Source organism: Phenylobacterium sp. Root700 (genome assembly GCF_001429025.1).
In the GTDB taxonomy this organism is placed as follows: domain Bacteria; phylum Pseudomonadota; class Alphaproteobacteria; order Caulobacterales; family Caulobacteraceae; genus Phenylobacterium.
The window spans coordinates 287,120-300,794 of record NZ_LMHT01000022.1; the positions used below are offsets into that span (position 1 = coordinate 287,120).

Here is a 13,675-nt window from a genome sequence, read left to right on the forward strand (position 1 = left end):
TATTTCGCGCTCTCAGCGGTTCAAGTTCCGGTCAACCGGGGTTCGAACAGCCGGCTTGCGGATGTAGCTCAGTTGGTTAGAGCGCCGGCCTGTCACGCCGGAGGTCGCGGGTTCGAGTCCNNNNCTCCCCCCAAAATCAGTACGACCGACCTCGGGCCCCAAAAAGGCTGCGATAGGGCGACCTTCATCCGAGCCTTGACCATTCCAGGCAAGCGGCGATCTCCTGTGGCCGATAGCCAGCTAGAGGATCCCGACTCAATGAACGCCTATCGGTTGATCGCCGCGCTCATCGTCTGGGCCGGCCTGCTGCTGCAGTATTATCTGATGGTCCACGGCCAAAGCGGCGAGGTGTTCGCCACCCGCACCGTCAACTTCTTCAGCTACTTCACCATCCTCAGCAACCTGCTGGCCGCCGTGGCGTTCTCCGCCCCGGTCGTCGCCCCGGCCAGTCCGATCGGCCGCTTCTTCAGCCGCCCCTCGGTGCGCACCGCCATCGTGCTCTACACCAGCGTCACCGCGGCGACCTATATCGGCATCCTACAGGGCCTGTGGAAGCCGGAAGGCTTGCAGTGGGTCGCCGACACCACCTTGCACTATGTGACCCCAGCGCTCTTCCTCATCGATTGGCTGCTGTTCAGCCCGAAGGGAACGCTGCGCTGGGGTTCGGTCGGGTCCTGGCTGGCCTTTCCGCTGGCCTATGGCCTCTACAGCATCTTCCGCGGACCGCTGTCGGGCTTCTGGCCCTACCCGTTCCTCGACACCTCGCAGCTCGGCATGGCCAAGGTGCTGGTCAACATGGCGGCGATGAGCGGCTTGTTCCTGGTCCTGGGACTGGCCTTCGTGCTCATCGACCGCCTGCTGAAGCGTCGGCGGGGCTAACCGGCCGCGCGCATCGTCTTCAGCGCGCCGGCCCAGCGGGCCAGTTCATCCAGCAGCGCCTTAGCCGAGGTCTCGTGCAGGTCGTTGGGCGTGAAGTTCTTCTCGGCGTCCAGGTGCTGGGGGAACATCGGGATGGTCACCTGCTCGGGCAGCGGCATGATCTTGAAGCTGGTCAGCATCAGCTTCTCGGCCTGCACCGCGCGCAATCCACCCGACACCCCGCCATAGCTGACGAACCCGCCCGCCTTGTTGGCCCACTCGTGGACCAGATAGTTCATGGCGTTCACCAGCGAGGGCGGCGGGCCGTAGTTGTACTCCGGGGTCACGAACACGAAGGCGTCGGCGCTCTCGACGCTCGCGCTCCAGGCCTTGGTGTGGTCGTGCTGATAGTTGCGCAGCCGCGGGTGATGCGGCTCGTCATAGACCGGCAGGTTGAAGTCCGCGAGATCGACCAGTTCGGTTTCGAAGCCGCCATGCGCCTTCGCATAGGTCTCGAACCACCGCCCGATGGAAATCCCGACACGGCCGGGACGGGTGGAACAGACGATGACGTTGAGCTTCAGGGACATGGTCGACCTCATGGAACGTAGAGGTCAGCTATAGCCTGTTGCGCGCCGACCGCTAGCCGGGCGGGCCTTGCGGGAACGCCGGCAGACCGGGCGTCATCTGGTGCCAGGGCGGCGCCTCGGCGGTCCAGATGTGCATGGCCGGCGACAGGGCGGACGGATCGTCCAGGCTGCCGACCTTCACCGCCAGGAACGGCATGCTGGCCGGATCGGAATAGAGCGGCGTGCCGCATTCGGGGCAGAAGACCCGCTCCACATCGGACCCGCTGCCGCCGGCGCTCTTGAACCCCTTGGGATAGCCCTTGGTCAGCTCAAAGGCGGTGCGCGGCGCCAGCGCCACATAGTTCGGCCCGCCGCCGGAACTGTATTGGCACTGCCGGCAGTGGCAGACCCCGACCGCAATCGGCGGCTGGGTGATCTTGTAGCGGACCGATCCGCAGGCGCAGCCGCCTTCCAAGTCGCTCATATCGTCCCTTCCCTAGCCGACCAGCTCAGCACTCTTGGTGAGCACGAAGTCCTTTGGATCGGGCGCCAAGGTGGCGCGCCAGTAGTCCACCAGGGCGAACGGCCAGTTCTGGCTCACCCGCCCCTTCTCGTTCTTGTACCAACTCGTGACCTGAGGCGCGCCCCAGGCCATCAGGCTGTTGCCCTCGTCGACCTTGATGTTGAAGGCGTCGTGCACCTCGCGCTTCGGCTCCATCGCCGCCGAGCCGGTTTCCGCCAGCAGCTTCAGGCATCCCAGGATGTAACGAACGCTGCATTCGGAGAAGAAGATGATCGAGCCGTTGACCACGATGTTGGTGTTGGGGCCGTAGATCATGAACAGGTTGGGGAAGCCCGGCGTGGTCATGCCCAGATAGGCGCGCGCGTCGCCATCCCAACGGGCGTGCAGGTCCGCGCCGTCCCGGCCGGTGATCTTCATCGGCCAGAGGAATTTCGAGGCGTAGAACCCGGTGCCGTAGATGATTACGTCGAAATCGCGGGCCTGGCCGTCGGCGGTGACGACGCCCTGCGGCGTGATCTCCGAAATCCCCTCGGTGACCAGTTCCACGTTGTCGCGCTTCAGGGCCTCGATCCAGACGCCGTTGTCCAGCAGCGAGCGCTTGCCGCCGACCGGATAGGTCGGGATCACCTTGGCGATCAGGTCGGGACGGTCCGGCGCCTGGGCGGCGATAGCCTGGGCGATCATTTCCCGGAAGCCCAGGTTCAGCTCGCTGACCGCGGTCGGCGGCCCCTTCCAGGCCGGATCGGCCGTGACCATGGGCAACAGCCCGTCGGTCACCATCCAGAACATCCAGAACCGGTACCATTTGTCGTAGAACGGCACGTGTTCCATCAGCCAGTTCATGCCGTCTGGCACGTCCTCGTGATAGTGCGGCACCGGGAAACCCCAGGGCGGCGTGCGCTGGAACACCGTCAGGCTGGCGACCTTGCCGGCGATCTCCGGCACGAACTGGAAGGCGCTGGCCCCCGTGCCGATCACCGCCACCCGCTTGCCGGTCAGGTCGACGTCATGACGCCATTCGGCCGAGTGGAAGGCCGCACCGGCGAACCGCTCGCGGCCCTTGATCTCCGGATAACGCGGCCGGTTGAGCTGGCCGACAGCGGTGATCACCGCCTGGGCCTCGACCTGCTCGTGGCCTGAAGGGGTCTTCAGCCGCACCTTCCAGACCGCGCGCGGTTCGTCCCAGACCATCTCCTCGACCGTGGTCTCGAAGCGGACGTGCTTCTTGACGTCGTGACGGGCGGCGACCCCGCGGAAATAGTCCAGCAGCACGGGCTGGGTGGAGAAATGCTGCGGCCAGAAATGGTTCGGCTCGAAGCTGTAGGAGTACATGTGGTTGGAGGAATCCACCCGGCAGCCGGGATAGGTGTTCTCCAGCCAGGTTCCGCCGACATCGGCGTTCTTGTCGACGATCTCGAAGGGAACGCCGGCCTGGGTAAGCCGGATGGCGGCCAGGATGCCGGACATGCCCGCCCCCACCACCAGGACGTTGAGCCGCCGCGCGGCGGCCTTGAGCTGCGGCGAGGACCAGTTCGGATCCTTGGAGCTGTGGCCGTCGAGGGCCAATTCGTCGCTCAGGAAATCCCCATAGCCGTCGGGGATATCGGCGCCGGCGACGAAGCTCATCATCTGGCGGACCGCGTCCGGCCCCGGGATCGGGGCCATCGGCCGCTTGCCGGTCAGGTAGTCGGTGATCGCGACCTTGGCGGCCGCCCGCATCTTGGCCTGTTCGGCTTCCGAGACGCCGGTCTCGCCGCGCGACAGCGGCGTGTAGATCGGCCGCCACTCCGGGCGCAGCCAACCAAGATCGCCGGTCAGGTGCACCAGAGCGGCCGACAACGCCGGGAGATGCGCCGTCTCCAACGCCTGATCGAGGGGGGCCAGATCCACGGCCATGCTCTTCCTCCCTGGGTCGTCCTTGTTCTTGGGAGGAAGCTTACGCCTCTCGCGACCGAGGGAAAGGGCGCCCTGACGTCAGGCGCCCTGCACCCCTCAGGCCACGATCCGAACCGGCAGGGTCTCGTAGCCCTTCACGAAGCTGGAACGGACGCGGCGCGGCTCCTCGACGACCTCGATGCGTTCGAACCGCTTGAGGATCTCCTCCCAGACGACGCGAAGCTGCATTTCCGCCAGCCGGTTGCCGACGCAGCGGTGGATGCCGAAGCCGAACGACATGTGCTGGCGCGGCCGTTCGCGGTCGATGATGAAGCGTTCGGGCTCGGCGATCGCCTCGTCGTCGCGGTTGCCCGAGACGTACCACATGACCACCTTGTCGCCCTTCTTGATGGTCTTGCCGCCCAGCTCGATATCCTCGGTGGCCGTGCGCCGCATGTGGGCCAACGGCGTCTGCCAGCGGATAATCTCCGGGACCATCGAGGTGATCAGCGAGGGGTCGGCCCGCAGCTTGTCATACTGGTCCGGGTTCTGGTTGAGGGCGTAGAGCCCGCCCGACATTGAGTTGCGGGTGGTGTCGTTGCCGCCGACGATCAGCAGGATGATGTTCCCGAGGTACTCGTCAGGCGTCATGTTGCGGGTGGCCTCGCCGTGCGCCAGCATCGAGATCAGGTCACCGCGGGGCGGCTCATTGACCCTCTGGTTCCATAGCTCGGTGAACTCGGCTAGGCACTCCATCAGTTCGGCTTGGCGTTCGTCCTCGGTCTCACAGATCCCGCCCGGCATGGGCAAGCAAGTCGCCACGTCCGACCAGCGGGTGAGCTTGCGACGCTCCTCGAACGGGAAGTCGAACAGGGTCGCGAGCATCTGGGTGGTGAGCTCGATCGACACCCGGTCAACCCAGTCGAAGACCTCGCCCCTAGGCAGGGCGTCCAGGATCTTGGCCGCCCGCTCGCGGATGATCGGCTCCATCATGTGCAGATTGGTCGGCGAGACGATCGGGCTGACGGTCTTGCGCTGAACGTCGTGCCGGGGCGGGTCCATGGCGATGAAGCTGGGCCGGCGCAGATCGGGCCGCGCGTCGCGGATGGTGATGCCGCCCAGCGCCGCCTCGGACGAGAAGGCGCCGTGATTGGTGTCGACCGCCATGATGTCGTTGTACTTGGTCACCGACCAATAGGCGCCGAACTCGGAGTCGGCGCAGTAGTGGACCGGGTCCTCGCGCCGCAACCGTTCAAAATAGGGCCAGTGGGTGTTGTTCAGGAACAGCTCCGGATCACCGGGGTGCATTTCCTCCAGCGGCATGGAATAGGCGCGAGCCCGCGCCTCGTCGGCCAGCTTCATGGAGCCGTCAGCCATAGCGATCCTCCTTGGCTTCGACGCCTGGTTCGCGGCTGTCAGGCGCTCGCCGACGTCGTTGGAGGGATGAAAACCCAAACCGCCCAACGTCACAACGCCTTAAAAATCCAAACTAAGTTCGGTTTCCGCTCAAGATCGTCGCGCCCGCCAGGCCTCATAGGGCGACGCCTGCCCCGCGCCGGGCGGCCGGCGCCGAACATCCATGGCCTGGCTCTCAAGCGGTTTGGCCAGTTCGGCGTAGACGGGCGCCGTCGAAAGGCCGAACGGCTCACCGTCTGCATTGGAGTAGGCGAACCGGACCGCGCCGATCCCAGTCAGGTACATGGCCGACAAGCACATCGGGCACGGCTGGCCGCTGGCATAGACCACGCAGCCGTCCAGGCGCGGGGTTCCCAGGACCTGGGCCGCTCTTCGAATCGCCGAAAGCTCGGCATGGGCGGTCGGGTCGCCGGTGGCGCCGATCTCGTTCACCCCAGTGGCGATCACCACCCCGTCCTTCACGAGCACCGCGCCGAACGGTCGTCCGCCGGCGTCGCGGACATTGGCCAGGGCCAGATCGATAGCCTGCTGCAGGAAGCTCTCGTCGCCGGGCATGGAGGTTCTCCTAGGCTTGGACCTGCTTGATCTGCTCGATGACCTCGCCCGTCAGGCGCATCCCAGAGGCGGCGAGGTTCTCCATCAGGTGGTTCATACGCGTGGTGCCGACCACCGCGCACGATACGTTCGGGTTCGCCAAGACATAGGCCAGCGCCGCCTGGGACGCGGTCATTCCCGGAATTTCGCCAAGAAAACCGAAGCGGGCGCCCCTGGCCACGTCGGCGCGGTGATTTTTCAGGGCGCGCAGGGCGTACCAGATGTCCCGCGGCGCCCGCAGGCGCAGGACTTGACGGTTGGCGTGCCCCATGGCCAGGGCCATGCCCGCCAGCACGCCCTTCCCCTGCCCCGCCGCCTTCGCGATCAGGGCCGTCCGCTCGGGACGCAGGACATTGTAGTCGACCATCACCACGTCGAAGACCGGCAGACCGATCACATGGTCGATCAGGCCCGGGTCGAAGCTGTTGACGCCCAGCGCCCGCACCAGGCCGCGTCGCTTCAGACCCTCCAGCATCGCCAGCATCTCGTCGTCCAGTTCCGCCACGGCCGGACCGTGCAGCTGCAACAGCGGCAAGGCGTCCAGGCCCAGGTTGCGCAGGCTGCCTTCGACGCTGGCCGTGATCGCGACCGGTGAAAAGTCGCGCGCCACGCGGCGGCCGTCGTGGAAGGTGCCGGCCTTGGTGGCGACCACCACCCGGTCCAGGTTCCGGCCCTTTAAGGCCCGGCCGAGCCGTGGCTCGGCCTCACCGCCCGAATAGGCCGCGCCGGTGTCGAAGAAGGTGACGCCATGATCCAGCGCCGCATGGACCAGAGCCAGCGCCTGGCGCTCGTCAAAGGCCTTCTGGCCCCACCAGCTGGCGCAGCCGAGCCCGATCTCAGAGACGGTCAGGCCGGTCATGCCGAGCGGGCGATACTGCATCAACGTCACTTCTTGCAGAAGGCGGCCCTGGACGGGGCTTGTCCTGCGGAGCTCCGGAGGAGCGAAGCAGGATGGTGGGCGGCGAGGGGTTCGAACCCCCGACCCCCTGGGTGTAAACCAGGTGCTCTGACCAGCTGAGCTAGCCGCCCGCATGGGCTCTTTACAGGACAGCCCGTAGATAGCGAAAGGGCGACCTCCGGGTACGGAGGCCGCCCTAGAACGCTAAGTCCGTCGGAACGGACCTTAGTTCAACGAGCCTTTCAGGCCTTCGCCGACGCGGAAGCGCGCGGTCTTCGAGGCCGGACGGCTCACCGTTTCACCGGTGCGCGGATTGCGCGCGGTGCCCGCCGCGCGGTTCACCGGCACAAAGCTGCCGAAACCGACGAGCCGGACTTCTTGGCCCGTCTTCAGCGACTCGGTGACGCTCTCGATGAACGCTTCCAGCGCGTCTTTCGCCTGCGCCTTATTGAGGCCCGCCTTCTCGGCGATCGCCGTGACGAGTTCGGCCTTGGTCATTGTTTGTCTCTCCCAGCCCGTTATCTCAAACCGCGAACCTCTCGCGGAAGCGCGAGGCTGCTTCGCGTTGCGCGATTATGGCGAGCGTTTTTCGCGCGTCAAACAAAGGCGGCGCGGGAATGACCCGCGCCGCCCAATTTAACGTCGATTTTCCACTGTTTAGTGGGTGATGACCGTGTCATCGCCCGCATCATCGGCCGCAACCGATACCGGCGGTTGGTCGGCGGGGTTCCATTCGATGGGACTCAGTGGCTGAGTCAGGGCCCTGGCGAGCACCTCGTCGACGTTCGAGACCGGGATAATCTCCAGCCCCGACTTCACGTTTTCCGGGATATCGGCCAGGTCCTTCACGTTCTCCTGAGGGATCAGGACGGTCTTGACGCCCGAGCGGAGGGCCGCGAGCAGCTTCTCCTTCAGGCCGCCGATGGCCGTCACCCTGCCCCGCAGCGTGACCTCGCCGGTCATGGCGAGATCCTTGCGGATCGGGATTCCCGTCAGCACCGAGACGATAGCGGTGGCCATCGCCGCGCCGGCCGAGGGGCCGTCCTTCGGAGTCGCGCCATCCGGCACGTGGATGTGCACGTCGGTCTTCTCGAAGATCGGCGGCTCGATGCCGAAGTGAGTCGCGCGGCTGCGAACATAGGAGTTCGCCGCGGCGATCGACTCTTTCATCACGTCCTTCAGGTTGCCCGTGATGGACATGCGGCCCTTGCCGGGCATCTTGACCGCTTCGATGGTCAGGATGTCCCCGCCGAACTCGGTGTAGGCCAGGCCGGTGATGATGCCGACTTGGTCTTCCTCGTCCGTTTCGCCGTAGCGGTACTTCTGGACGCCCGCGTACTTGGCCAGCCGCTCGTCGTCGATGGTGATCGACTTGACGCTCTCACGCGAGAGGTCGCGCACCGTCTTACGCGCCAGGTTGCCCAGTTCGCGCTCGAGCGAGCGGACCCCGGCCTCGCGGGTGTAGTAGCGGATCAGGTCGCGGATGGTGTCCTTCGGAACGACGAACTCCTCAGGCGTCAGCCCATGGTCCTTCGTCAGCTTCGGCAGGACGTGCCGCAGGGCGATCTCGACCTTCTCATCCTCGGTGTAGCCGGGGATGCGAATGATCTCCATGCGGTCCAGCAGCGGCTGGGGCATGTTCAGGCTGTTGGCCGTGGTGACGAACATCACCGGCGACAGGTCGTAATCCACCTCGAGATAGTGGTCGGCGAAGGTGGAGTTCTGCGCCGGGTCCAGCACTTCCAGCAGGGCCGAGGACGGGTCGCCGCGATAGTCGGAACCCATCTTGTCGATTTCATCCAGCAGGAAGAAGGCGTTGGTCGACTTGGCCTTCTTCATCGACTGGATGATCTTGCCCGGCATGGAGCCGATATAGGTCCGGCGGTGACCGCGGATCTCGGCCTCGTCACGCACCCCGCCCAGGGAGACCCGGACGAACTCGCGATTGGTGGCTTCGGCGATCGACTTGCCCAGCGAGGTCTTACCCACGCCCGGAGGTCCGACGAGGCAGAGGATCGGGCCCTTCAGGGCGCCGGTCCGGGCCTGCACGGCCAGATACTCCAAGATGCGTTCCTTGACCTTCTCCAGACCGTAGTGGTCCCGGTCGAGGACTTCCTCGGCCTTCGCCAGATCGATGGTCTTGGTCTTGGCCTTGCCCCACGGGATCGAGAGCAGCCAGTCGAGGTAGTTCCGCACGACGGTCGATTCCGCCGACATCGGGCTCATGTTGCGCAGCTTCTTCAGCTCTGCATCAGCCTTGGTGCGGGCTTCCTTGCTGAGCTTCGTGCGCTTGATGCGCTTTTCCAGCTCGAGCAGTTCGTCGCGTTGATCGTCCTGCTCGCCCAGCTCGCGCTGGATCGCCTTCATCTGCTCGTTGAGATAGTACTCGCGCTGGGTCTTCTCCATCTGGCGCTTCACGCGGTTACGGATTTTCTTTTCCGTCTGCATGACGCTGATCTCGCCCTCCATCAGGGCGTAGACCTTCTCCAGGCGCTTCACGACGTTGAAGACCTCAAGCAGGCTCTGCTTCTCGGCGATCTTCACCGACAGATGGCTGGCGATGCGGTCGGCGAGTTCGCCGGGCGCGTCGACTTGCGGCATGGAGGCCAGGGCCTCCGGCGGCACCTTCTTGTTCAGTTTGACGTAGTTCTCGAACTGCTCGACGACCGCACGCGACAGGGCTTCGGCCTCGGCCGACGCTCCGCCGTCTTCGGAAATGAAGGCGATCTCGGCTTCGTAGAACTCTTCCTGTGCGGTGAAGCGGGAAATGCCGGCGCGAGCCTTGCCTTCCACCAACACCTTCACAGTGCCATCGGGCAGCTTCAGAAGCTGCAGGACCGTGGCGACCACACCGACGTCATAGATGGCTTCGGGCGACGGATCGTCGTCGTCCTTGTCCTTTTGGGTGGCCAGAAGGATCTGCTTGCCTTCGCCCCGCATCGCCTCTTCGAGCGCGCGTACGGATTTCTCCCGGCCCACGAAGAGCGGCACCGGTTGATGCGGGAAAACCACGATGTCCCGCAGCGGTAGAATGGGAAGGGTCTTAATCTCGGACATGATGCATTCAACTCCTGCCGGCCTGTTGGGGAGTCAGGCTCGGCCCCCGGGCCGTGGTCACATCAGACGATGCGTCTGAGTCGGACGACCCGTCCGCCTTGGTTGGCGGCTTGTTGGTTCATTTATGTGGACGCTTCTGCGGCGCATTCAAGCGCAGCAACAAACGTCCGCGGCGATCTGTCTAGGAAGTGTGGCGCTCGATACTCAAGCGCCTTCGCTTTTTGCGACCTGTTCTCGGGCTTTTTTCAGCATTTCATCCAGGGCGGCGCGGTCGAAATACTGGCCTTTCAACACCACGCCGCGGATCTGGCGGGTGGCGGCGATGTCGGCCAGCGGGTTGTGGTCAAGGATCAGGATGTCCGCCGCCTTGCCAGGCGCGATCGCGCCATAATGCTGTGATTTGCCCAGGAACCTGGGGCCGTTGATCACCGAGGCCTGCAACGCCTGAAGCGGCGTCAGGCCGCCGGTCACGAAGATCTGAAGTTCGTCGTGCAGGCCGATACCCGGATAGTTGAACGAGTTGAGGAAGCCGGCGTCGGTGCCGGCCAGGATTGACACGCCCGCCGCCTGCAGCAGCGGCAGCAGCGTGACGTTCTTCTCATAGACCGCGTGGCGCCGGGCGATCGCCGCCGCATCGTCCTTCGCCGCCCGCTCGACCCGCCAGGCATAGGTGCCCTTCAGGCCGGGGCCGATGTAGGCGAGATAGGGATCGGCGGCGTGATTGTCCTGGTCCAGATAGGCGGTGACCTTGCTGCCGTTGAGGGTCGGGCTGACGAAGGTTCCACGCGCGGCCAGGCGGCGAAAAGCGGCGCTGGCGGCCGCCTCGCTGAAGGTGGCCAGGGTCTGGTCGGTGGCCTGGATGCTGGTGATCCGGCCGGCGGCCACGTCGGCGGCGATCTGCGCCTCCCGCGGCGAGCCCATCTTCAAGGCGTAGCCCATGTGCTCGATGGAGCCGAGCCCGGCTTCGCTGGCCTGCTCGACGGTCAGGGCGGCGGGAATGTGGGCCGATGTCGTCATCCCGCGCGCCTTGGCCTGACGCAGGACATAGAGGAAGAGATCGGGCTTGAGCGTATTGTCGGTCACCTTGACGAAGTCGACCTTCAGGCCCTGCAGCTTGGTCAGCGCGGCGTCGACCTCGGGCTCCGAACCGACCTCCAGCGTGCCCTTCCAGATCGGCTTCAACCCCTCCAGCTTGGGGCCGGAAGTGTAGATCGTCGGGCCCAGCAGTTTGCCGGCCGCCACCTCGCCGCGCCAGGCCAGCACCTCTTCCGGCAGATCGCCCGAGGCGTCGCGGACGCTGGTGATCCCGTGCGCCAGATAGAGCGGCAGCAGCGCCTTGTTCTCCTCGATCAGCGCCGGGCCGCCGCCGAAATGCACATGGTTGTCCCACAGGCCCGGCATGACGAACCGCCCGCCGGCTTCAACGACCTTGGAGGCGGCGTAGGCCTTCCGCGCCCCGGCCGTGGGCGCCACCGCGACGATCTCGCCGCCGCGCACGGCGACAGCGGTCTTCGGCGACAGAGTCCCAGTGGCCACGTCGATCACCGTGGCGTCGAGGATCAGCAGGTCGACTCGCTCGGTCGCCTGCGCCGCCAGAGCGCCCATGCTGAAGGCCGTGGCGCAGGCGAGAAAGAGCAACGGACGACGCATGAGGGGCCCCTGATTGGCGATTCCCCTCCCTGTTAGCGCCTCAAAAGCGCCACGTCCCGCCGCCCTGGGCGCAATACACGGCTATTTCGTCGCGCCCTGGCCGGTCGAAGGCGCGTACATGAAGGTCCCGCAGAGGTCCGCCTCAGGTGACCTCGCGCTTGGCGGATTGGGGCCCTTGAAGGCGATCAGGACCATGGCGGACGCCCCGCTGCTGTCGCCGCCCTCGTAGCTGACGATGAAGGTGGTGGGATCGGCGCCGCAGAAGCCGCCGTTGCGGGCCTTGGCGGGGTCCTCTTTCGTCACCCGAAGCACCTTCAGATCGGCCGTACCCGGAACGTTGATCAGGCTGCCGAGGCTGGCCTTGGTCACGGCGTAGGGATCGCCGGCCTTGGCGGCCCCTGCCCCTTCGAGGCTATAGGTCTGCCCCTGAGCGAAGGTGAAAACGCCGCCCTCAGCCCTAAGATCGCCAGTCACGCCCATCGCGGTGTTGGAGATCGCGTCGAACTTGCCGCTGGGGACCACGACCGCTGGGCCTGTGGCAGGGCCCGGAGCGATCAATGGCGCGGCGGCCGTCTCAGCGGGCTTGGCGGGTTCGCTAGCGGGCTTGGCGGCCCGGTCGCAGCCGGTCTGGATGAAGCCGACAACCGCCAGGGCGGCGAACGCGGACAGGCGCATCTAGTTCAGATCCACATTGGCGTACCGACCGTCATAGTTGCAGTCGAAGCTGTAGGTCACCGTCCGGGGCCCGACGTCGGCGGCCACATAGCCCTGGACCGAATAGCCCCGGTTCTGGGCCCTAGCCGAGGTGATGCGGTCGATGCGCGCCCGCGAGCCGTAGCGCGAGACCTGGTTGAGCGCCTCATTGGAGCAGCTGTCGACGGCCCGGCGGGTGTCGCCCGACCATGACGAGCCATTGTTGTTGCTGTCGTTCTTCGCGCTGGAGGCCAGAGCCCCCAGGATCAGCCCGCCGATCAACAGACCGCCGACCACGGCGGCGGTGTTGTCCTTGTCCTTGCCGCCGCCGGAATAGCGATCCTCGACGCGGAAGCGCCCGCGGCAACCGCGATCCACCCAGATGCCGCGACCGTCGCGTCCCCAGGTCTGGTTCTCGATGCAGGGGCCGCGATCATTGCTGTACTGCTGGTCCAGCCAAACGCGTCCGCGCGCGTCGACCGAGCAGTAGTTGCGGCCATAGCCGGAGGACGAACAATCGACGTAGGAATCCGCCAGGGCGGGCGTTACAGGCGCCGCCCATAGGCCAAGAACGGTGGCGGTTATCATCAAGCCCACGCGCATGGTCGATCTCCGCTGATGCAGCGGGTGTCACCCTAGCGCGAACAACCTTCTGTTGAAAATAGACCTTGTCATCGGACGACAATGGAACTCAGATCGCCCCGAATGCTGGGCAAGGTGATCGACATGCGGCACGCTTTGGTTACTGGCGCTATTCTTGGCCTCACGCTCCTGGCGGGCTCGGCCGCCGCGCAAAGCGTCGACGCCGCGCTGGCCCGAGGAACCCTCAAGGTCTGCATCGTCGAAGGCGCGCCCTACGCGCTCAAGACCCCGCGCGGCCAGTGGATCGGCCATGAGATCGATGTCGCCGAACGGCTGGCGTCCGACTTTGGTCTCGCGCCCGAGTTCGTGCCGGTGACCTACGCGGACATGATGACCCGCCTGGCCGGGCGCGACTGCGATCTGATCGCGGCCTCGCTGGCCATCGAACCGGACCGGTTGCGCCAGGCCTGGTTCACCACGCCCTATGGCGAAAGCGACGTCGGCGTCGTCACCACTCGCAAGGACGCAGCCGCCCTGGCCGATCTGGACAAGGCCGGCGTCACCATCGGCGCGGTGACGGGCACGCCGGCAGCGGATCTCGCCAAGGCCAGGTTGCCGCTGGCCACCATCGAGGTCTTTCCCGACCTGATCGCCGCCGAGCGCGCCCTGGACGGCGGCGCGGTCGCCGGCCTCGCCTACAAGGCCCCGATCCCCCGCCTGATCGCGGTCAAGGCGCCGGCCAAGTACGTCGTGGTCGGGGGCGATCCACTGGCGCGCACCGCTGACGCCTTCGCCGTCCGCAAGGGCGACACCGACATGCTGAACCTGCTGAACGGATGGGTCGAGGCCCGGCGGCGCGACGGCTTCCTGGCCCGCACCGACGCCTATTGGCTGACCACGCTCGACTGGATGGAGCGGCTCAAGCCCCGCGCAGCCCCCGCCGCCGCGAAATAGTCCCGG

13 protein-coding genes and 1 tRNA gene are annotated in these 13,675 nt (G+C 65.9%); 2 read left to right on the forward strand and 12 right to left on the reverse strand.

Annotated features, from left to right (window positions below; translation table 11 throughout):
• Positions 1 to 258: 258 nt before the first annotated feature.
• The gene (locus ASE02_RS12250; protein ID WP_056734935.1) at positions 259 to 879 is read left to right on the forward strand and encodes a Pr6Pr family membrane protein; all 621 of its coding nucleotides are present in this window, start codon (positions 259 to 261) and stop codon (positions 877 to 879) included.
• On the opposite strand, the gene ASE02_RS12255 is transcribed toward ASE02_RS12250, so the two are convergent.
• The 12 genes from ASE02_RS12255 to ASE02_RS12310 form a co-directional block, all read right to left on the reverse strand.
• Positions 876 to 1,448 (reverse strand): NADPH-dependent FMN reductase, encoded by a 573-nt coding sequence (locus ASE02_RS12255; protein WP_056734533.1) that lies wholly within the window; start codon positions 1,446 to 1,448, stop codon positions 876 to 878. The genes ASE02_RS12250 and ASE02_RS12255 overlap by 4 nt on opposite strands.
• A gap of 52 nt (positions 1,449 to 1,500) precedes the next feature.
• Positions 1,501 to 1,911, reverse strand: coding sequence for a GFA family protein (locus ASE02_RS12260; protein ID WP_056734535.1), 411 nt, complete (start codon positions 1,909 to 1,911; stop codon positions 1,501 to 1,503).
• Positions 1,912 to 1,923: 12 nt separating this feature from the next.
• Positions 1,924 to 3,846, reverse strand: a complete 1,923-nt coding sequence (locus ASE02_RS12265; RefSeq protein WP_056734536.1) for an NAD(P)/FAD-dependent oxidoreductase — start codon at positions 3,844 to 3,846, stop codon at positions 1,924 to 1,926.
• Positions 3,847 to 3,942: 96 nt separating this feature from the next.
• On the reverse strand, positions 3,943 to 5,202 hold the full coding sequence (locus ASE02_RS12270) for a cytochrome P450 (protein ID WP_056734538.1): 1,260 nt from the start codon (positions 5,200 to 5,202) through the stop codon (positions 3,943 to 3,945).
• A 129-nt stretch (positions 5,203 to 5,331) separates the two neighbouring features.
• A complete protein-coding gene (locus tag ASE02_RS12275; RefSeq protein ID WP_056734540.1) occupies positions 5,332 to 5,796 on the reverse strand; it encodes a nucleoside deaminase in 465 nt (154 codons plus the stop codon).
• Positions 5,797 to 5,806: 10 nt separating this feature from the next.
• Positions 5,807 to 6,715 carry an aldo/keto reductase gene (locus ASE02_RS12280; protein ID WP_056734543.1) on the reverse strand — a complete coding sequence of 303 codons (909 nt, stop codon included), beginning with the start codon at positions 6,713 to 6,715 and terminating at the stop codon, positions 5,807 to 5,809.
• 72 nt (positions 6,716 to 6,787) lie between these two features.
• Positions 6,788 to 6,864, reverse strand: a tRNA-Val gene (locus ASE02_RS12285).
• 94 nt (positions 6,865 to 6,958) lie between these two features.
• Positions 6,959 to 7,231, reverse strand: coding sequence for an HU family DNA-binding protein (locus tag ASE02_RS12290; protein WP_056734545.1), 273 nt, complete (start codon positions 7,229 to 7,231; stop codon positions 6,959 to 6,961).
• A 159-nt stretch (positions 7,232 to 7,390) separates the two neighbouring features.
• Entirely contained in the window at positions 7,391 to 9,790 is a 2,400-nt protein-coding gene (lon, locus tag ASE02_RS12295; RefSeq protein WP_056734547.1) for an endopeptidase La, read from the reverse strand.
• 204 nt (positions 9,791 to 9,994) lie between these two features.
• Positions 9,995 to 11,440: an amidohydrolase family protein gene (locus ASE02_RS12300; protein WP_056734549.1), complete on the reverse strand. Its 1,446-nt coding sequence runs from the start codon at positions 11,438 to 11,440 to the stop codon at positions 9,995 to 9,997.
• An 81-nt stretch (positions 11,441 to 11,521) separates the two neighbouring features.
• The gene (locus ASE02_RS12305; protein WP_056734551.1) at positions 11,522 to 12,115 is read right to left on the reverse strand and encodes a hypothetical protein; all 594 of its coding nucleotides are present in this window, start codon (positions 12,113 to 12,115) and stop codon (positions 11,522 to 11,524) included.
• Positions 12,116 to 12,736 carry a DUF3011 domain-containing protein gene (locus tag ASE02_RS12310; RefSeq protein ID WP_056734553.1) on the reverse strand — a complete coding sequence of 207 codons (621 nt, stop codon included), beginning with the start codon at positions 12,734 to 12,736 and terminating at the stop codon, positions 12,116 to 12,118.
• A gap of 123 nt (positions 12,737 to 12,859) precedes the next feature.
• On the opposite strand from ASE02_RS12310, the gene ASE02_RS12315 reads away from it, so the two are divergent.
• Positions 12,860 to 13,669, forward strand: a complete 810-nt coding sequence (locus ASE02_RS12315; RefSeq protein ID WP_235536682.1) for an ABC transporter substrate-binding protein — start codon at positions 12,860 to 12,862, stop codon at positions 13,667 to 13,669.
• Positions 13,670 to 13,675: the final 6 nt, after the last annotated feature.